At 39.2% G+C, this 20730-nt stretch carries 20 protein-coding genes; 15 read left to right on the top strand and 5 right to left on the bottom strand.

The features are described from left to right. Positions 1-2 precede the first annotated feature (2 nt). The 13 genes from AC6CH7_RS16045 to AC6CH7_RS15985 all read left to right on the top strand — a co-directional run bounded on the left by AC6CH7_RS16045 (position 3) and on the right by AC6CH7_RS15985 (position 14597). Positions 3-1061 carry a sugar phosphate isomerase/epimerase family protein gene (locus tag AC6CH7_RS16045; protein ID WP_048903708.1) on the top strand — a complete coding sequence of 353 codons (1059 nt, stop codon included), beginning with the start codon at positions 3-5 and terminating at the stop codon, positions 1059-1061. A 10-nt stretch (positions 1062-1071) separates the two neighbouring features. Next, positions 1072-1542 carry a c-type cytochrome gene (locus AC6CH7_RS16040; RefSeq protein WP_498263711.1) on the top strand — a complete coding sequence of 157 codons (471 nt, stop codon included), beginning with the start codon at positions 1072-1074 and terminating at the stop codon, positions 1540-1542. Between the two features lie 26 nt (positions 1543-1568). Then, positions 1569-3026 (top strand): Gfo/Idh/MocA family protein, encoded by a 1458-nt coding sequence (locus AC6CH7_RS16035; RefSeq protein WP_498263710.1) that lies wholly within the window; start codon positions 1569-1571, stop codon positions 3024-3026. Between the two features lie 28 nt (positions 3027-3054). Then, positions 3055-3747 (top strand): 3-keto-disaccharide hydrolase, encoded by a 693-nt coding sequence (locus AC6CH7_RS16030; RefSeq protein WP_498263709.1) that lies wholly within the window; start codon positions 3055-3057, stop codon positions 3745-3747. A 32-nt stretch (positions 3748-3779) separates the two neighbouring features. Beyond that, complete coding sequence (locus AC6CH7_RS16025) at positions 3780-5021, top strand: MFS transporter (RefSeq protein WP_048903704.1); 1242 nt, start codon at positions 3780-3782, stop codon at positions 5019-5021. Between the two features lie 38 nt (positions 5022-5059). Continuing rightward, the gene (locus AC6CH7_RS16020; protein WP_498263708.1) at positions 5060-5941 is read left to right on the top strand and encodes a hydroxypyruvate isomerase family protein; all 882 of its coding nucleotides are present in this window, start codon (positions 5060-5062) and stop codon (positions 5939-5941) included. 10 nt (positions 5942-5951) lie between these two features. Further along, positions 5952-6836, top strand: a complete 885-nt coding sequence (locus AC6CH7_RS16015) for a sugar phosphate isomerase/epimerase family protein (protein ID WP_498263707.1) — start codon at positions 5952-5954, stop codon at positions 6834-6836. 182 nt (positions 6837-7018) lie between these two features. After that, a complete protein-coding gene (locus AC6CH7_RS16010) occupies positions 7019-8011 on the top strand; it encodes an aspartate-semialdehyde dehydrogenase (protein WP_498263706.1) in 993 nt (330 codons plus the stop codon). 76 nt (positions 8012-8087) lie between these two features. Next, positions 8088-9494, top strand: a complete 1407-nt coding sequence (gene dacB / locus AC6CH7_RS16005) for a D-alanyl-D-alanine carboxypeptidase/D-alanyl-D-alanine endopeptidase (RefSeq protein WP_498263705.1) — start codon at positions 8088-8090, stop codon at positions 9492-9494. 21 nt (positions 9495-9515) lie between these two features. Next, entirely contained in the window at positions 9516-11477 is a 1962-nt protein-coding gene (locus AC6CH7_RS16000; RefSeq protein WP_498263704.1) for a beta-N-acetylhexosaminidase, read from the top strand. 4 nt (positions 11478-11481) lie between these two features. Then, entirely contained in the window at positions 11482-12291 is an 810-nt protein-coding gene (locus AC6CH7_RS15995) for a tRNA pseudouridine synthase A (protein WP_498263703.1), read from the top strand. An 86-nt stretch (positions 12292-12377) separates the two neighbouring features. Next, the gene (locus AC6CH7_RS15990) at positions 12378-12833 is read left to right on the top strand and encodes a DoxX family protein (protein ID WP_048903699.1); all 456 of its coding nucleotides are present in this window, start codon (positions 12378-12380) and stop codon (positions 12831-12833) included. Between the two features lie 54 nt (positions 12834-12887). Then, positions 12888-14597 carry a M28 family peptidase gene (locus AC6CH7_RS15985; protein WP_498263702.1) on the top strand — a complete coding sequence of 570 codons (1710 nt, stop codon included), beginning with the start codon at positions 12888-12890 and terminating at the stop codon, positions 14595-14597. On the opposite strand, the gene AC6CH7_RS15980 is transcribed toward AC6CH7_RS15985, so the two are convergent. From AC6CH7_RS15980 to AC6CH7_RS15965, 4 genes are read right to left on the bottom strand one after another with little or no spacing between them, the layout of a single operon-like run. Further along, positions 14580-15086: a shikimate kinase gene (locus AC6CH7_RS15980; RefSeq protein ID WP_498263701.1), complete on the bottom strand. Its 507-nt coding sequence runs from the start codon at positions 15084-15086 to the stop codon at positions 14580-14582. The genes AC6CH7_RS15985 and AC6CH7_RS15980 overlap by 18 nt on opposite strands. A gap of 2 nt (positions 15087-15088) precedes the next feature. Beyond that, positions 15089-16144 carry an ABC transporter permease gene (locus tag AC6CH7_RS15975; protein WP_498263700.1) on the bottom strand — a complete coding sequence of 352 codons (1056 nt, stop codon included), beginning with the start codon at positions 16142-16144 and terminating at the stop codon, positions 15089-15091. Positions 16145-16146: 2 nt separating this feature from the next. Continuing rightward, positions 16147-17298: a BT_3928 family protein gene (locus AC6CH7_RS15970; RefSeq protein WP_498263699.1), complete on the bottom strand. Its 1152-nt coding sequence runs from the start codon at positions 17296-17298 to the stop codon at positions 16147-16149. 10 nt (positions 17299-17308) lie between these two features. Further along, positions 17309-17851, bottom strand: a complete 543-nt coding sequence (locus AC6CH7_RS15965) for a DUF1599 domain-containing protein (RefSeq protein WP_172659356.1) — start codon at positions 17849-17851, stop codon at positions 17309-17311. A gap of 93 nt (positions 17852-17944) precedes the next feature. Here AC6CH7_RS15965 and folP point away from each other — a divergent pair, with 93 nt between their 5' ends. Together folP and cdaA are read left to right on the top strand one after the other, a co-directional pair. Continuing rightward, the gene (folP, locus tag AC6CH7_RS15960) at positions 17945-18802 is read left to right on the top strand and encodes a dihydropteroate synthase (RefSeq protein ID WP_498263698.1); all 858 of its coding nucleotides are present in this window, start codon (positions 17945-17947) and stop codon (positions 18800-18802) included. 20 nt (positions 18803-18822) lie between these two features. Then, positions 18823-19614, top strand: a complete 792-nt coding sequence (gene cdaA, locus AC6CH7_RS15955; RefSeq protein WP_498263697.1) for a diadenylate cyclase CdaA — start codon at positions 18823-18825, stop codon at positions 19612-19614. Positions 19615-19722: 108 nt separating this feature from the next. Here the strand turns inward: cdaA and AC6CH7_RS15950 are convergent, their stop codons facing one another. After that, positions 19723-20727: a FecR family protein gene (locus AC6CH7_RS15950; RefSeq protein ID WP_498263696.1), complete on the bottom strand. Its 1005-nt coding sequence runs from the start codon at positions 20725-20727 to the stop codon at positions 19723-19725. Positions 20728-20730: the final 3 nt, after the last annotated feature.

Here is a 20730-nt window from a genome sequence, read left to right as displayed (position 1 = left end):
TCATGACAACACTTAAAGGTCCCGGAGTTTTCCTTGCTCAATTTATTGGTGATGAGGCTCCTTTTAATTCTTTAGATGCTATTTGTGAATGGGCGGCAGGCTTAGGCTTTAAGGGTATCCAGGTACCCACGCTTGACGCAAGGTTTATTGACCTTCAAAAAGCAGCAGAAAGCAAAACTTATGCGGATGAATTAACCGGTAAGGTTAGATCATACGGTTTGGAAATCACGGAATTGTCAACACATTTACAAGGTCAGCTGGTTGCCGTACATCCAGCATATGACCTTGCATTTGATGCCTTTGCTCCCGATCAGTATAAAAACAATCCTAAAGCAAGAACAGAATGGGCTGTACAGCAATTAAAATACGCTGCAAAAGCTTCTCAGAACCTTGGTTTAAATGCACATGCCACATTTAGTGGTTCATTGCTATGGCACATGTTCCATCCCTGGCCTCAACGCCCGGAAGGGCTGGTTGATGCCGCTTTTACTGAACTTGCAAAAAGGTGGACACCAATATTAAATGAGTTTGATACCTGCGGTGTAGATGTATGTTACGAAATACATCCGGGTGAAGATCTTTTTGATGGTATCACTTATGAAATGTTCCTTGAAAAAGTAAACAATCACCCTCGTGCATGCTTGCTTTACGATCCTTCTCACTTTGTTTTACAACAGCTTGATTATATTCAGTATATTGATTTTTACCATGAGCGCATAAAGGCATTCCATGTTAAAGATTCAGAATTTAATGCAACAGGTAAACAAGGAACATTTGGTGGTTACCAAAGCTGGGCAAACCGCGCAGGAAGATATCGTTCTCCCGGCGATGGGCAAGTAGATTTCAAAACCATATTCAGTAAGCTTGCGCAATATGATTACAAAGGATGGGCAGTAATGGAATGGGAATGCTGCATTAAGGATGCTGAAGTTGGCGCCAGAGAAGGTGCGGAATTCATTAAAAAGAATATCATTAAAGTAACCACTAAAGCATTCGATGATTTTGCTGCTTCTGGTGGTGACGATGATTTCAATAACAGAATTTTAGGTTTAGATAAATAATACAACACAAATGAAAAGAACATTATTAGTTTTAGGCTGTTTAGCAATCTTTATGGCCTCATGTGCAAGTCCGGAAGAAAGAGCAGCAGCAAATAAAGCTGCAGATTCAGCTAACACATCAGCATCGGCTCCTGCAACTGAAGCCACCAGCCCTGCTACTGATACTGCTGCAAAAGAAGCAGCTCCAGCACCTGCAGCCCCGGCTCCAGCCGCCGCTGCAGAAAAAGGGAAAGGTGAAGCGCTGATTGCTAAATCTGATTGCCTTGCATGTCATAACAAAACGCAAAAACTTGTTGGTCCTGCTTACATAAATGTGGCTGGTAAATATCCTGCAACGGAAGAAAACATTGACCATCTTGCGGATAAGATCATTGCAGGTGGACAAGGTGTTTGGGGTGCAATTCCAATGACTCCTCACCCAACATTAAGTAAAGACGATGCAAAAGAAATGGTAAAATATATTTTATCACTTAAAAAATAATTCAACCTACCTAACCAAATAGAACCATGGAAGAAACAAAAAAAGATCAGAATGCTACTAACAGACGTAGTTTTCTAAAAACATCAGCTATTGCTGCATCTGCATTTATGATAGTTCCGCGTCACGTTTTGGGCGGAAAAGGATTTTTAGCTCCTAGCGACAGATTAATTGTGGCGGGAATTGGTGCAGGCGGAAAAGGTCAATCTGATATCGCTGAATTTGCAAAAAGCGGGAAAGCCGATATTGGTTTTTTATGCGATGTGCATGATTCAAGGGCTGCGAATAGCGTAAAAGCTTTCCCTAAAGCTAAATATTATAAAGATTGGCGCGAATTGATGGATAAGGAAGCTAAAAATTTTGATGCAGTTTCTGTTTCTACTCCAGATCATAACCATGCCATTATTACTCTTGCTGCAATGCAATTGGGTAAGCATGTGTATGTGCAAAAACCTTTAACTCATGATATTTATGAGGCAAGAGCTTTGACAGCTGCTGCTAAAAAATATAAAGTGGTAACCCAAATGGGAAATCAGGGTGCATCAAATGATGGCCCAAGACAAATGAAAGAATGGTATGATGCAGGATTGATTGGAGATGTACACACGGTTTATGCATGGACAGATCGTCCGGTATGGCCACAGGGTATTCCATGGTCGGCTAATAAAGCTCAGGTACCGTCAGATCTTGATTGGGATCTTTGGTTAGGTACTGCTCCATACAAAGACTATGTAGATAAATTGGTTCCATTTAACTGGCGTGGCTGGTGGGATTATGGTACTGGTGCACTTGGAGATATGGGCTGTCACTTGCTAGAAGCTCCGTTTAGCGTTTTAAATTTAAAATATGCGAGCGAAGTTCAGGCGAGTGTTGGTTCGGTATATGTTGATGAGTTCAAAAGAGGATATTTCCCTGATAGCTGTCCTCCATCAAGTCATGTAACCTTAAAGTTCCCTAAAACAACCAAAACCCAGGGTGATGTTACTGTACACTGGATGGACGGCGGTATCCAACCTGAAAGACCAGAAGAATTACAAGCAAACGAAACCTTTGGAGACGGTGGTAATGGCACCTTATTTATTGGTACAAAAGGTAAAATGATGAGCGAAACTTATAGCGCAAATCCGAAATTACTTCCTTTAACTAAAAACAAAGACATCAAAGTAGCAGAGAAATTTGCCCGTGTGCAAGGTGGTGCAAGTGGCCACTACAAACAATGGGTTGAAGCTGCTATTGCCGGTTATGGCAAGCAGGAAGTAAGTTCTCCTTTTGAAATTGCAGGCCCGCTTACAGAAGCCTTATTAATGGCAAACCTTGCCATACGTGGTGTTGATGTTCAACGTAAAAACAGTGAAGGAAAAATCTCTTATCCTGGCCGTAATGTCAAATTACTTTGGGATAATGACCTGATGAAGGTTACCAACCTTGATGATGTGAACCAATACGTGAAACGTGAGTATCGCAAAGGCTGGACTTTGGGCGCATAAAACATAAAGAACAATTTTAAACCACATAATGAAAAAATACATTTTCTCTGCGCTGATCTTAACAACAATAATGAGCTGCAGTAGTACAAAAAGTCAAAAAGGCACAAAAGGATTCACCAAACTATTTAATGGTGAATCCACTGCCGGATGGCATACCTATGGAAAAGCAACCGCCGGCAGTAAATGGAAAGTAGAAGACGGCACACTTCACTTTGATCCAAACGGACAAAATGATGGTGGAGGTGATTTAGTGACAGATAAGGAATACAGCAATTTCCACTTAAAACTGGAATGGAAAGTAGCTCCTAAAGCTAATAGCGGTATTATTTTCTACGTACACGAAGACCCGAAATATAATGCTACATACAGTACAGGTTTAGAAATGCAGGTTCTGGATAACGATGGTCATCCGGATGGAAAGATAACCAAGCACAGAGCGGGAGATTTGTATGATCTTGTTAAAAGTAACTCTGAACCGGTAAAGCCTGTTGGAGAATGGAATACAGCTGAAATAATCAGTAACAATGGAGCGCTTGAATTAAAACTCAATGGCGTTAAAGTGGTGACGACTACACTTTGGGATGAAAACTGGAAAAATCTGGTTTCAAAAAGCAAATTTGCTGGATGGGAAGGATTTGGAACTTTCAAATCAGGAAAAATAGCTCTTCAGGATCATGGAGATGCTGTTTGGTACCGTAACATTATGATTAAAGAATTATAATTTAACTTTTAAAGATTAACGAAAACCCGAATATGAATACGACTAACCGTGTTAAATTATCAATCATGATGTTCCTGGAATTTTTTATCTGGGGATCATGGTTTGTTACCTTAGGTACTTTTCTGGACAAGAACCTTTCTGCTTCTGGTTCAGAAACTGCCGCTGTTTTTTCAACCCAATCATGGGGAGCTATAGTTGCCCCTTTTATTATCGGCTTAATTGCTGATAGATTTTTCAATGCAGAAAAAATCCTTGGTGTTTTACACCTCCTTGGTGCTGCTTTGATGTATCAAATGTATACTGCAGCAGATATATCTGTTTTTTATCCATACGTACTAGGCTATATGATTCTTTATATGCCAACACTTGCTTTAGTAAATTCAGTATCCTTTAACCAAATGAAAGATCCGGAGAAAGAGTTCTCTCCTATCAGAATCTGGGGAACTATCGGTTGGATTACAGCTGGACTAATCATCAGTTATGTATTCATTTGGGATTCACCTGAGGCCCTGTCTGCAGGTTTATTGAAAAATACTTTCCTTATGGCCGGTATCGCTTCATTAGGCTTAGGTTTATTTAGTTTCACACTACCTAAAACGCCACCAAAAGTAGCTGCCGGTGAAAAAGTAAAGATCGGTGATATTTTAGGCCTTGACGCTTTAAAACTATTAAAGGATAAAAATTTTGCTATATTCTTTGTTTCTGCTATCCTAATTTGTATCCCTCTGGCATTCTATTACCAAAATGCTCACCCTTTCTTATCTAATATCGGTGTTGAAGGGCCTACTGGTAAAATGGCAATAGGACAAATTTCAGAAGCGCTATTTTTACTATTGATTCCTTTTTTCTTCAAAAAATACGGATTCAAGAAAACCATCCTTGTTGGTATGCTTGCCTGGTCTGTTAGGTACTTATTGTTTGCCTATGGAAATGCAGGAGAGCTTAGCTTTATGATTCTGATTGGTATTGCATTGCATGGTATTTGCTATGATTTCTTCTTTGTATCAGGACAGATCTACACCAATTCTAAAGCTGGTGAAAGATATAAAAGTGCTGCTCAGGGATTAATCACACTAGCTACATATGGTGTTGGTATGCTTATTGGATTTGAAGTTGCAGGATGGATTACAGATACATACAAAGGTGCCAATGGTGCTGCCGACTGGAAGATGGTATGGCTAATCCCATCTGGTATTGCATTTGTAGTTTTCTTATTGTTTGCACTAACTTTCAATGATAAAAAGAAAATTGAAGAAGAAGCTATTGCCCATTAATCTATTTGAACCAAATCAAAATTTAGATATTTAAAAAAATGGAATCAGAATTAAGCAGAAGAACTGCACTGAAAAATATTGTTGCCGGAACTGCCGCTTTAGGTGTTTCGGCAGCTTTGCCCGCTTTTGCTCTCGAGCCATATAAGTCAACTATGTTAAAAGGAAATGTAAATCATTCTGTTTGCCGTTGGTGCTTTGGAAGCATAGATCTTGATACTTTATGTATAGAGGCAAAAAAAATTGGCATTAAAGCCATAGACCTTGTTGGCCCTAATGACTGGGCTACTTTAAAAAAACATGGCTTATACTCTTCAATGTGTAATGGTGCAGAAATCAGTATACCAGATGGTTGGAATGATCCTAAATTTCATGCAACGCTAATTAAAAACTATTCAGAAATGATTCCGAAGGTTGCCCAAGCGGGTTACAAGCAATTGATCTGCTTTAGTGGAAACCGTAGAGGTAAAGACGACGAGACAGGATTGAAAAATTGTGTTGAAGGCTTAAAACAAATACTTCCAATTGCTGAAAAGCATAATGTAGTAGTGGTTATGGAGCTGCTGAACAGTAAAGTTAACCATGAAGATTATCAGTGCGACAATACCCCTTGGGGTGTTGAGCTTTGTAAAAGACTAGGCTCTGAAAACTTTAAATTGCTTTATGACATTTACCACATGCAGATTGATGAGGGTAATGTAATCAGTACCATAAAAAGTAACCACCAATACATTTCTCATTATCACACGGCCGGAGTACCCGGAAGAAATGAGATTGATGATACTCAGGAACTATTTTATCCTGCCATTATTAAAGCTATTTTGGCTACTGGTTTTAAAGGCTATCTTGCTCAGGAATTTATTCCAAAGAGTAAAGACGGTATGAAGTCATTAAGCGAAGCAGTAAATATTTGTGACGTATAATTCAAAAACTATGAATTCTAGAAGAAATTTTATTAAACAGGCAGGTATTGCCGTTGCAGGTGCAGCGTTATTGCCATCTTTTGCCTGCAGCAGCACTCCTGCGGCAGCGGGGGCTCACCCAATTGGCCTACAACTCTATACCTTAAGAGAATTACTGCCTAAAGATGTTAAAGGGGTAATAGAAAAGGTAGCTAAAGCCGGCTACAAAGAAGTTGAAACCTATGGCTATACTGCTGATGCAGGATTTTGGGGATTGGATGCCAAAACATTCAAGGGTTTGCTTGATGCGAATGGATTAAAAGCGCCTAGTGGCCACTTTGGCTTAGATGGCTTTATTAAAAGCGGCAATCTGGATGAAGTTAAACCTTTAATTGAAGGTGCTTTAACTTTAAATATGGAATATCTTACCTGTCCATATCTTGATGAATCATTAAGACCTGACCTTGACGCTTTTAAAAAGGTAGCAGCAAGATTAAATGAAGCAGCAGAATTGTGTGCTAAATCCGGATTACAGTTGGCATACCATAATCACGACTTTGAATTTAAAAAATACGGAGATACGACTGGATACGACATCCTGCTTCAGGAAACGGACAAGAAAAATGTTCAGTTTGAGCTGGATTTATACTGGGTTGTAAGATCTGGGAATGATCCTCTTGCATTATTTGCGAAACACCCAGGCCGTTTTGTGATGTGGCATGTAAAGGATATGGATAAAGCAGATAATACCATTAATACAGAAGTAGGCAGTGGAAAAATCGACTTTAAAAGCATTTATAAGCACGCTAAAGAATCAGGCCTTAAACACTTAATTGTTGAGCAGGAGAATTTTTCAAAGGATCCTTTTGTAAGCATTAAGCAAAGCTTTGATTACGTAAATCGCGAACTGGTTTAAGAAGATATATCTTAACAACAAAAGGGAAGTGGTTTACAAAAATCACTTCCCTTTTTTGTTTATAAGTACCCTGGTTTGCAGAAACATTTACTTAATGCTGAAATATTTCACATCTTTGGGAACTTATTAAACATAAAACCTTTATAATTAATTAAAAACAAGTAAAAAACAATTAGAAAAAAATGAAAATTGCAGTAGTTGGAGCCACCGGTCTGGTAGGCACCGTAATGTTAAAAGTATTAGAAGAGCGTAACTTCCCGTTAACTGAATTGATCCCTGTAGCATCTGAGAAGAGTGTTGGTAAGGAAATCTCATTCAAGGGTAAGAAGTATGCTGTTGTAAATATGGAAACTGCAATTGCAATGAGACCCGACATCGCATTGTTTTCTGCAGGTGGTGGTACTTCATTAACATATGCTCCTCTTTTTGCAGAAGCTGGTACAACAGTAATCGATAATTCCTCAGCATGGCGTATGGATCCTTCAAAAAAACTGATCGTTCCTGAAGTTAACGCAAATGAATTATCTATCGATGATAAGATCATTGCAAACCCTAACTGTTCAACCATACAAATGGTGGTGGCGTTAAAACCACTTCACGATAAATATAGAATCAAACGCGTCGTGGTTTCTACCTACCAGTCTGTTACCGGTACGGGTGTAAAAGCTGTAGAACAACTAATGAATGAGCGTAAAGGTATTACTGATGGCCCTATGGCTTACGCATACCCAATTGATTTAAATGTTATTCCTCAAATTGATGTATTCACTGAAAACGGATATACTAAAGAGGAAATGAAAATGATACTTGAAACACGCAAGATCATGGGTGATGACAGCATCAGGGTTACTGCCACTACAGTACGTATCCCAGTTATGGGTGGTCACTCTGAATCAGTTAACATAGAGTTTGAGAATGATTTTGACCTGGCTGATGTAAGAGATCTGCTAACCAAAACAGAAGGTATTATTGTTGTTGACGATACAGCTAACCTTAAATACCCTATGCCTAAAGATGCTCATGAAAAAGATGAAGTATTTGTAGGAAGAATCAGACGTGATGAGTCGTTGCCAAACACATTAAACATGTGGATTGTTGCCGATAACTTGCGTAAAGGTGCTGCAACCAATGCAGTTCAGATTGCTGAGTTCCTGGTAAGAAAAGAACTGATATAAAATATCTGTAAAAAACGTTAGTGATGTAGAAATAGCTCGATTGCTATTTTTACATCACTTTTTTTTTAAAATGCCTATGTTAAAGAAATTTTTCCTTTTACTGTTCTTATTGTCTCAAAGTCTTGTGTATGCGCAGGCGCCTGTGCAGAAACTGGAACAGGCCTTTAATAATTTCCTTACCGACCCACAGGCAAAATATGCACTCACCTCTTTATGCATACTGGATGCAAAAACAGGACAAACGATCTTCGGCAGAAATGAGAATATAGGCCTGGCTACGGCGTCTACTTTGAAAACCATTACCTCAGCAACTGCATTTGGATTACTAGGTAAAGATTTTCAATACCAGACAACATTAGCCTACAGTGGCACCATCGATTCGGATGGGACATTAAAAGGAAACCTGATTATTGTTGGTGGCGGGGACCCTACATTGGGTTCATGGCGATATGAAAGTACTAAAGAAGGGGTGATCTTAAATCAATGGGTAAATGCCATAAAAGCTGCCGGGATTAAAAAGATTGAAGGAAAAGTTATAGGTGATGATGGTTTATGGGGAAGCCAAACAACCCCTGATGGATGGATTTGGCAAGATATAGGCAATTACTATGGCGCAGGAGCTTCGGCATTGAGTTGGAGAGAGAATCAATTTGATCTTCATTTAAGGGCAAATAAAGCTGAGCGGACTGTAACAGTATTAAAAACCGTCCCTGAAATGCCTTACATTAAATTTGTAAATGAATTGAAGGCGGGCGCTGAGGGCACGGGGGATAGGGTTTACGCGTATTTACCTCCACTTGGTACTACTGCGTATTTAAGAGGAAGCTGGGCTATTGGGATTTCAAAATCCGGAGTTTCGGCAGCATTGCCTGATCCCGCTTTTGATGCCGCATTTAGATTACAAGATACTTTACATCGCATAGGCATAAGCGCTACAGAAACACCTACTACAGCCAGACAGTTGACAGCCGAACAAAAACCAATGCCAGTAGTAACCCAAAAATTAACAACATTAAGCTCTCCTACCCTCAGTGAAATTGTATACTGGTTCAATAAAAAAAGTGTGAACCTATATGGGGAACACTTATTAAAAACGATTGCCTGGAAATCAGGGAAAGAAGCTACCACACAAAACGGTGCGGCTACTGTAATTAACTACTGGTCCACAAAAGGAATAGATAGTCGCGCTTTAAACATTTTGGATGGCAGTGGCTTATCCCCTGGTACCCGAGTAACAACCGCCGCAATGGCAAGCGTTCTTTTTCAAAGTCAAAAGGAAAGCTGGTTCCCTGCTTATTACGAATCCCTGCCGGAAAACAATGGCATGAGACTTAAAAGCGGAAGTATCAATGATGTTTCGGCATATGCCGGATATTACACCGACAAGAACGGCAATAAATACATCATTGTAATTAATATAAATAACTATTCGGGTTCCGGGATCAGCAAAAAACTGTTCCGGGTTTTGGATGCCCTTAAGTAAAATCGATAAATTGCAGCAATTATGAAAAACACCTTTTACCTGCTCTGTTTAAGTCTTTTAACTATTCCTGCCTTCGGTCAGAATGCTATTCCTGATACCGAAGCTACAACAGAAACTGTTGCGATAGTAAACAATGCACCGGATATTGCAATTATACCAGAACCGGTATCAGTTATTAAAAGTGAGGGATATTTTGTGCTTCCCTCAAATGTGGTTATACAAGCGCCGGCAGTGACAGAAATAAAGCAGGTGGTGGCTTTTTTACAGGAAAGACTTTCTATTCCTACAGGGAGTTATGTTGCTGAGGTGAGTACTCCGTCTGCAAAATCAACCATTAACCTGATCTTAAATGAAAAAGCAAATTCGGCGTTAGGTAAAGAAGGTTATCAATTGTCGGTAACACCCAATCATATTACCATTAAAGCAAACAAGCCAGCAGGCTTATTTTATGGAGCTCAGAGCCTTATTCAGCTATTTCCTAAAGAAATTGAGAGTAAGGAAGCTATTGAAAATATAGAGTGGAAAGCACCTTGTGTAGAAATAATAGATTATCCCCGAGTTGGATGGAGAGGTTTAATGTTTGATGTCGCCCGTCATTTTTTCACTAAGGCAGAAGTGAAACAATACATAGATGCAATGGTAAGATACAAGTACAATATCCTGCATTTACACCTTACTGATGATGAGGGATGGAGGATAGAAATAAAAGGGTTACCAAAATTAACTGAAGTAGGTGCCTGGAATGTAAAAAAGGTAGGTGAATTCGGGAACTTCTTCCCCCCTGCCGCTAATGAGCCCCGAAACTATGGAGGCTTTTACACACAAGATGACATAAGGGAACTGGTACAATACGCTAAGGACAGATTTGTAGATATACTACCAGAAATAGATGTTCCCGGACATAGTTTAGCTGCAATTGCTTCCTATCCCGAATTATCATGTACCCCGGGTGCCGAGAACTATCGTGTGCGTTCCGGTGAGCGAATTATGGATTGGTCGAGAGGTGCCCCTCCTATTGCTTTAGTAGATAACACACTTTGCCCTGCTAATGAAAAAGTTTACAACTTTTTAGACACCGTAATTACGCAGGTAGCCCAATTATTCCCCTTCGAATACATCCATATGGGTGGCGATGAAGCTCCGTTTAATTTTTGGGAAAAGAGTGATAGCATTAAAGCCTTGATGAAAAAGGAAGGCTTAAAAAATATGCATCAGGTTCAGGGCTATTTTGAAAAGCGGGTACAAAAGATTGTTGAATCAAAAGGAAAGAAGTTTATGGGTTGGGATGAGATTCTGGATGGAGATATGCCCCAAAACACTGCAGTTATGAGCTGGAGGGGAATGAAATATGGGATTGAAGCAGCTAAAAGAAAACACGAAGTAGTGATGAGTCCAACTACTTATGCTTACTTAGATTATATGCAGGCTGACCCCATTACAGAACCCAAGGTGTATGCCTCATTAAGGTTAAGTAAATCTTATGAGTTCGATCCTATCCCAGCTGGTGTTGACAAAAAATACATTAAGGGAGGCCAGGCTAACTTATGGACTGAACAAGTCTATAATATCCGCCAGGCAGAATATATGACCTGGCCAAGAGGCTTGGCCATAGCCGAGTCAGTGTGGTCGCCCATTGAAAAGAAAAACTGGAACAATTTCTTTAATCGCGTTGAGCAACATTTTAAAAGGCTTGACGTAGCTGAAACCAAATATGCCCCGAGTGTTTATGATCCTATATTTAGTGTAAGCAGATCGGCAGATAAGCAGCTTATGATTGAATTGAGTACGGAGGCGCCTGGGCTAGACATTTATTACAGTTTCGACAACTCATTTCCCGATCGTTTTTACCCTAAGTACACAGAAAAGCTATCCCCGCCAAAAGACGCTACTACACTTAAAGTGATTACTTACAAAGGAAAACAACCAGTAGGCAGAATGTTGTCTATGCCTGTTGACGAATTAAGCAGGAGATCTAGAAAATAAGATATTGAGATACTTTGTTCACATTGGCTATAACGGCCTACACTATAACGGCTGGCAAAAACAACCTGGGGTATTAAATGTACAAGGTGTGCTTGAGAAAGCACTTACTCAGGTATTAAAAACCCCTGTATTTATTATCGGCTGCGGGCGTACCGATGCACATGTACACGCCAGTCAGTTCTTTTTTCACATGGATATAGAACAGGCATGGGATTTCGATCTCTTGTTCAGGTTAAATAAGCTCCTGCCTGCAAATATTGCGATATTTGATATCATAGCTATGGATGGTTTACAACATGCCCGATTTGATGCAGTACAAAGGTCTTATGACTACTTTATCCACACTTATAAAGATCCTTTTCTGAATGGCCTCAGTTCCTTCTATTTGCTTGAAGATCTTCATTTTGATAAAATGAAACAGGCGGTTGAAATACTCCCAAATTATAAAGATTACAGACCTTTTTGTACCAGCCCTGATAAATATGAACACACCATTTGTAATGTCATGTCTGCAAATTTGGCTGTGGACTCCACCGGAGATAAGTTACGCTTCCAAATCTCTTCAAATCGCTTCCTAAGCAAGATGATCAGGATTATCATGGGCCAGGTTTTAAAAATTGGAAAAGGAATTTTAAGTGTAGATGAGTTTGAAAGTTACCTGATCACAAAGCAAACTCCTGCATTAATTACACCTGCCCATCCCCAAGGATTATACCTGTCAAAAGTGACCTATCCATATTTAAATCTACCTCCCAGAACCGCTTTTTCATCTATACTTCAGAAGCAGACAGACCTTTCCTGGAAAACATTATAATATATTGATTGTTAATATCTTGCTATTGATTATTTAATCTGAATTAGTTAGCTTTAATAGACCATTATAAAATAGGAGGCATTATCATGACTGTTATTCAAAAAATCGAGCGTTGGGGCGATCTACATCATGCCAAATGGCTAGACATCATCCGTATTGCTTTAGGTATTCTCATTTTTAGTAAAGGCATTGCAATAGTTAGCAACACTGCAGTACTTCAAGATCTATTGTTACAGAATAATGTATTTGGTTTTTCTGGAATGATGGCAAGTGTAGCTGTTCACATTGTCGGATTTGTGCACCTGGTTGGAGGTCTCCTAATTGCTATAGGCCTGCTTACACGGTTTGCATCTGTAATACAGATTCCGATACTATTGTGTGCTGTTTTTTTCGTCAACCTATCACATGGCTTTTCAGCATTGAATTCTGAATTGTGGCTTTCAATTATTGTACTGCTGTTATTGGTTTTATTTTGGGTTATTGGATCTGGCCCCTACTCAGTAGATTACTCTATGAAAAAGCGACAAGATATTAATAGATAGATAGCCCTATAACGATTCTGCGATTCTTAGTATCTTTCGGCATATTTTATATGCATGAAAAAACTGCTGCTTGCCGGATTGCTATTATATACTTTGCATAGTTTTGCGCAAAACCCTACGTTATCCTATTTCGAGCTTACCCGCAACGGGTTCAATGAAAAGAACGCCTTTGAAACCACAGCTTTTGTGGAACAGCATTGGCGTTTGCCCGGCAATAAGGGTTTTAATGAGAGCATTTATTATGTAGAAGGTCTATTAAAAAAAGCAGGGTTTGTAGCCGAACAAAAAGATGAATCGGAAGGCTTATTAACCTACCGCATTGAAAAGCGTCCGATGAAACAAAATACATGGGAGCCGGTTAATGCCACAGTAGGCATTGAAGGTGAGCATGAACCGCTATTAGAGTTTAAAACAAATCGCAATATGATTACGATAAACTCTTCTTCAACCCCTATAGAAGGTATTACTGCAGAGGTGATTTACATAAATCCAGCAGATATTAGCTCAATAGATGATAAGGACATTAAAGGTAAAATTGTATTCTCCGAAATTGGAACAGGGAGGTTATTCAATGTCGCCATCAATGCAGGAGCACTGGGAGTTTTAGGGTATGCAATGCCTGATTATACCCAACCGGAGAAATATCAAAACGCCATTCAATTTTCAGGAATTAATAACCCAGATGGTAAGGGCTGGGCCATCAACCTTTCTTATAGGGCCAAAGAGCGCTTAAAGAAAGCAATAGCAAAAGGTCCTGTTAAACTAAACGTTACCGTAGCAACAAATACTTATCCTTCAGAAGAATTAACCATAGTTGCTAACATAAAAGGGAACACTAAGCCTAATGAGCGTTTTGTGTATAGTGCTCATGTGCAGGAACCCGGCGCAAATGACAATGCGTCGGGAGTAGGTACGTTAGCTGAAATGGCAAGACTTACTGCATCACTGGTAAAATCCGGGAAACTTACACCTCAAAGAAGCCTAACCTTTTTATGGGGTGATGAAATTGTTTCTACCCAGCGATACATCAAAGAAAATAGTGAAAGAGCAAAAGGAATTATGTGGGGAATGAGCCTGGATATGGTTGGAGAAAACACAGAGAAAACCGGAGGATCTTTCCTTATAGAAAAAATGCCCGATCCTTCCGCTATATGGACAAGAGGTACAGATAAACATTCAGAATGGGGATCTGGTGATGTAAAGGAGGAGGACCTTTTCCCTCATTACTATAATGACCTGGTTATGAAAATTTGTAATGACCAGGGCAAGCATGCAGACTGGAAGGTTAACTACAATCCTTTTGAGGGCGGTAGCGACCATACGCCTTTCTTGAAAAGCAAAATCCCGGGTTTATTAATGTGGCATTTTACAGATGTTTTTTACCATACTGATAATGACCGGTTAGACAAAGTATCCGCAACAACGATGAAAAATGTTGGTATCAGTGCGCTAACCACTGCCTACACGCTAGTAATTGCCGATGAGAACACCGCATTGTTTACCATTAATGAAGTAAAATCGGCTGCTTTAATTCGATTAAAAACAGAATATAATTTAAGCAAACAAGTCATTATTAGTGGGAAGTCTGCTATCCAACAGGAAAAGCAAATCATATCCACCTGGGGGAAATACTATACCGCCGCCCTGGCAACGATTTCTTCAATCCCCGTAAAAACAAAAACAACAAGAGTAGGTTCAGCAATTAAATTTGCTGTTCTGGAAGTAGAAAAACAAACAAACCAGTATTTAGAAGACTTGAAATAACTGTGCTACAGCTTTATCTGGAGTCAGATTTACGCCATCAACAATTAAAAAAGCTCGTTTATAGAAATGATCCCTTTCCGTTAGTTTTGATTTGATAAAGCTAATCATCTGCTCCTCATCCATATCCCTTAATAAAGGGCGCTTTTCTTTACCTTTTTCCAACCTCCTGGCTAAGGCAATTGGAGGCATTTCCACATACATTGTAATGCCGTTGCTATTCATCCATTCCATATTATCAAAATAACATGGAGCACCCCCACCGGTTGCAACAACACAGTTCGTAGGATAATTATGTTCTTTCAGTAATTTACTTTCCAGTGTTCTAAAAGCATCTTCTCCCTTAGCTGCGAAGTAATCTCCAATATTGGACCCTACTTTATTTTCCAGCACCTGGTCAAGATCTATAAAATCATAACCTAATTTAGCGGATAGTTTTTTACCTAAAGTACTTTTACCGCAACCCATAAATCCAATCAGGAATATCTTCATTCTTAAACCAATTTTACCCTTGGATCAACAAAGGCATATAAAATATCTACAAAAATATTGATTACTACAAAAACAAAGGCAATAAAAAGTATAGAACCCATAACGACCGGAAAATCGGACATCTCCAAAGCAGTTACAGTAGTGCGTCCTAAACCATTATAACCAAAAATATACTCTACAAAAAACGAACCAGCAAGCAGGGAGGCAAACCATCCCGAAATAGCGGTGATAACAGGATTTAGCGCATTTCTAAGTGCATGCTTGTAAATTATTGCATTTCTCCCTAAACCTTTTGCCCGCGCAGTTCTAATGTAATCCTGTGCAAGAACATCTAACATCGCGCTTCGCGTTAACTGCACAATAATGGCCAGTGGCCTTAAACCCAGGGTTACCATTGGTAGCCACAGGTTTTTCCAGGTGGTTACCTCACCCTCAAAAGGATCATAGCTATACAAGCTGCCAGACATATTTAACCCGGTATAGTCGCTAAGTACAAAGCCAAAAAACCATGCTATAATGATCCCGGCAAAAAAAGCTGGTGCAGATATCCCCAAAATAGCAAAAGCATTGGCAGTCTTATCAATCCAGCTATCTTTATGAACTGCTGACAGTACCCCTAGAAAAACACCTATGATGGTGGCAAATATCATGGCTGTAAATGCTAAAATAAAGGTATTGGGAACCGTTTCAGTAAGAATAGTGGTTACATCACGTTTAGTTTGATAAGAGCGTCTTAAGTAAGGCCATTTAAGCGCAACAACATCATTACCAACAGAAAACAGTTTTACATAATGATACTTTTCCTTCGTCTCCTTATCATTATCGTGGAGCCCTATTGGCGATAAGTCATTTAAATAAAGGAAGAATTGTACGGGTCTTGACCTGTCTAAACCAAATTCTTTGCGCACAGCCTCTAAAGATTGCACATCAGAACGTTGTCCTAAAGTCATCCTTGCAGGGTCTCCCGGCAATACATTAAATAATACAAACACTACTATAATTACGCCTGCCATAACGGCAAATCCATATATGAATTTTTTAAAAGCGTATTGTAACATGATTATTTAGCAAAATACATTTTAGTAAGTTCATCAAAAGAAGGGACATTATTATAATGCCATTTATTAATAACAACTCCATTCTTCAGTAAAAGCACACCTGGGTTTGCCCTTACCATACTTTTTAAAGGCACAGCATCAGCATAAAAAACCTCACTAAACAGTTTCATTCTTTTGCTGTAGGCATCTGCATCCTGTGCTGAACTGGAGGTTAACATTATAGATCTGATATTAAATTGTTCCGTTGCATTTAATGCCAATGCATTTAATTTAGTTATACCTTCCTCATTGGAGTCTTTTAAATTATAAGCTACAATTACCAGGTTGTAATACGGGTTTTCTATTAGTTCTTTTGTATAATCTGTACCAGAAGCATCGGTTATTTGCAAATCCTTAATTTTAGGCTCGTAACCTTTTTTAATCAGCTTGCTTTCGGGATCACCGATAATTTCCCAGTTATCATCCTTCCATATCTCCGTTTTCAGATAATCTTTATCACTCATCACCTTGGTTTCACCCGTCTCCTTATTCTTCATGTTGTACATGATTAAATACTCATCAGGCGTTGCTCCTGCAGGTATCTTCATCAAATCAGGCAAGCTAGCCCCAACTTTATAAGGCAGAAAATCTAGTATCGGCAATCTGCTATAGGTGAACTGACTGAACATCAATGAAAAAGTAAGTACAATCGCAAATAAAGCACTTTGCCATCTGGCGCTTTCAGTAACCGGGTTTATCCTGTCCCTGTTTTTGAATAGGTAGATGATCATTACCAATAAAACCAGATCTTTAGAAAAAGATTGCCAAGGCGTTAAAGGAATGGCATCTCCAAAGCATCCGCATGAGGTTACGACTTTAAACGCAGCCGAAACAAAGGTTAGAAATGTAAAGAAAATAATAACCACCAATAAACCAGTAGTTACCTGTTTGCGCCAAAAACCAAAAAGTAGTAAAGCTCCCAGTACAATTTCAAATACACAAAGCAATATGGCAATTCCTGTAGCCATACCACTAAGAAATGGCATATGGAACACTTCAAAGTACTCCTGCAATTTATAACCGAATCCAAGCGGATCATTGGCTTTTATCAACCCTGAAAATATAAAGAGGATACCAACAAATATCCTTGAAAAGTTTAATGCAGCTTTCTTCATTGTTTACCAGCTATTTTACGCCCAACTTAATTAAAGCAAAAACAGCATAATTTAACATATCCTGATAATTTGCATTTACACCTTCGGAGGCCAGGGTATGCCCCGAATTGTCTTCTATTTGTTTTACCCTTAAAATTTTCATTAAAATCAGATCTGTTAAAGAGCTGATGCGCATGTCTCTCCAGGCTTCACCATAATCGTGATTTTTGGCAAACATAAGTTCTTTGGTTCCATTTACCTTCTCATCAAAAAGCTTCTCTACTCTTTCTACCCCAAGTTCATATGGATCATCTTCTCCAAGTTCAAGTTGCATCATGGCAATTGCACAATAATTAATAATTCCTATATACTCAGAAACGATGTCTTCTCCTACTTTAGATACTTTCTTTTCTTCGAGCGTGCGAATTCGCTGTGCTTTAATGAAGATCTGGTCTGTTATAGAAGCCGGCCTTAATATTCGCCATGCTGTTCCATAGTCGTTTGTTTTCTTTAAAAAAAGCGATTTGCAAACCGCTATTACCGAGTCAAATTCTTGTGAAGTGTTTGTTGCCAAAACGATTAAAATAATAAGTTTACATCCGTTTTAATACAGTATCCTAATTGCGTAAAATCATTTAAAGATTTTATCTAAGTTTGTATTCAAACAATGGCTAAAGATACATTTTTAAACCGAAAGACTACACTAAACGTCAAAGGCAAGCTGACGGATATCAGTGCTCCATGTGTAATGGGCATCCTAAATCTAACTCCAGACTCCTTTTACAATAACAGCAGAGCCGGCTCTTTAGACGATGCATTGCAAAGAACGGAAGCCTTTCTGAAAGATGGGGCTAAGTTTATAGATATAGGAGCATACTCCTCTCGTCCGGGTGCAGCAGAAGTGAGCCCAGACCAAGAGCTAAAAAGGATAGTTCCGGTTGTAGAGGCTATCACAAAAAAGTTACCTGAGGCAATCATTTCTATAGACACTTTTAGAGCAAGGGTAGCTAAAGAAAGCATCGAGGCTGGCGCTCATATCATAAATGATATCGCTTCGGGCGACATGGATGAAGCCATGTTTGAAACTGTTGCGGCGCTTCAGGTTCCATACATTATGATGCATATGAAGGGAACACCCCAAACCATGCAACAACAGACAGAATATAAAGATCTTGCATTAGACATAACAGATTATTTCTCAGTTAAACTTGCTAAACTACAGAAACTGGGGGTAAAGGATATCATTTTAGATCCCGGGTTCGGTTTTGCAAAAACTTTAGATCAGAATTATCAGCTACTAAATCAACTCCGGGACTTCAGCATCTTTGAGCTTCCCTTACTTGTGGGCCTTTCCAGAAAATCTATGATCTATAAATTTCTGGGCTTAACCCCGCAGGAAGCGCTTAACGGAACTTCGGTACTGAATACTATAGCGCTATTAAAGGGGGCAGGTATATTGCGTGTTCACGATGTAAAAGCTGCAGTAGAGTGTATAGCTTTAGTTCAAAAGACGCAGCAACAATAAAAATCCATAACTTGGCAGTGATGAAAGGCTTAGAATTCGATTTCTTAAAGGTAACAATTACAGATGCGGTAGACATTATTCTTGTCGCTTTAATTATCTATTACATCTACAACCTGATTAAGAATACCCTCGCAGTGAACCTGTTGTTAGGTATGGTAATCATATTGGTCATACATTGGGTTGTAGATGCATTAAAAATGAATTTACTATCCACCATCATTAACCAATTCATGAGCGTGGGGATAATAGCCCTCATCGTTATTTTCCAGCCAGAGATCAGGCGTTTCTTATTACTCATTGGAAAAAATACTTTCCTACAGCAAAACAAAGCCTGGTGGGGCTATTTATTTGGGAGTAAAAACATTGAGCGCGATAATTTAGTAAGGATAAAACCTATCATTGATGCTTGCAAAAGCATGAAAAAATCCAGAACAGGTGCGCTAATGGTATTTGTAAAGTTTTACGATGACCAGCTTTTTGCCAACAGCTGCGAGCTAATAGATTCAAAAATATCAAAACGATTGCTGGAAAGCATCTTTCAAAAATATAGCCCACTCCATGATGGGGCCGTTGTTATTGCCGAAAACAAAATCAAAAGTGCAAGTTGTATCCTGCCTTTAACCGATAATGATAAATTACCACCTCAGTTTGGCCTTCGTCATAGAGCTGGAATTGGTATATCCGAAACTACAGATGCCGTTGCGGTAATCGTTTCAGAAGAAACCGGAGAGATTGCCTATGCTAAACAAGGCCGCGTAAGAATGAACGTGTCTTTTGGAGAGTTGGAGAAACTGCTAAATAAGGATTTTTAAATTCAGTGATCTGTTAATCGGGAAAAAGATAGTGCCCCCTGCTTTCCTTAAAAATCTTCTTCTTCGATGAGGCCTAAGCGCTGCTGCTTTTCGCAACAGATGCCGGACTTAGCGAAGAACGGTTATTTTTCTCCCTTTTATTTTAAACCTTACAAAACCTGTATTCTCTATAGATTTTAAGGTAGCAGAGATGTTATCAAACCTCGAAACGGATAAACTAAATAGTTCCTTACGCGCATTTTGGTTGGAATAAATTATTTCAACATTGTACCATCTTGAAATACTTTTCATTATAGTTTCCAGGCTTTCATCTTCAAATAAGAAGAGTCCGTTCTTCCATGCAACTGCTTCTTTGGTATTTGCATGGATGATTTCCAAATTGCCTTTTTTATTTATAGACTGCTGGCCTGACTTGATGATATTGTTGGAATTAATTTTACCGTTCCCCTCCAATAGGGTAGTTTTTATGGTCTCATCATCAGGGTAGCTGCTAATGTTAAATCGCGCAGCTTCAACCTCAATACGCTGCTTTCCAGAAAACACTATAAATGGCGTATTGCCTTTGGACTCATCCCCTGCCCCAATTGGCTTGGCTGCAATCTGAGCAACCTCAAAATAAGCCTCACCCCTTAACTCTACTTTACGCGCTGCGCCCGGATCAAATGATGCCGGATAAGTTAATTTAGAGGCTGCATTTAACCACACCTTAGTGCCATCTGGTAAACGAACCTGATATTGGCCGCCCAAAGGGGTTTCAAGATTATTAACACCTACATTTTTGACTGTATCGGAATTAAGCCCGCTTTCATGAACAGCATAAGTAATTTGTCCACTGCCTGTTCTTACAATACTTGCCCCAGACTCATCAGCAAGAATTCCATTAGGCGCCTGATCAAGACTGATCTTTTTACCGCTTGCCAAAGTTAATATTGCCCTGCTACTGCCTGCATGAATGTCTCTTTTAGCAAACCTGTTTTCTTTTAAGGGCTTTGGGTGATGGTTATAAAAAATTGCTCCAATCGCACACGCTATTAACGCCAAACAGGCTATTGCTAAATATCTAAATGCCCATCTGTCGTAAAATATTGGCTTCTTCTCTGGTTCTTCACTCATTTT

The organism is Pedobacter sp. GQ55 (assembly GCF_059758925.1).
Note: the sequence above shows the minus strand (reverse complement) of the source record. Positions and strands in the feature narration are given on the sequence as shown.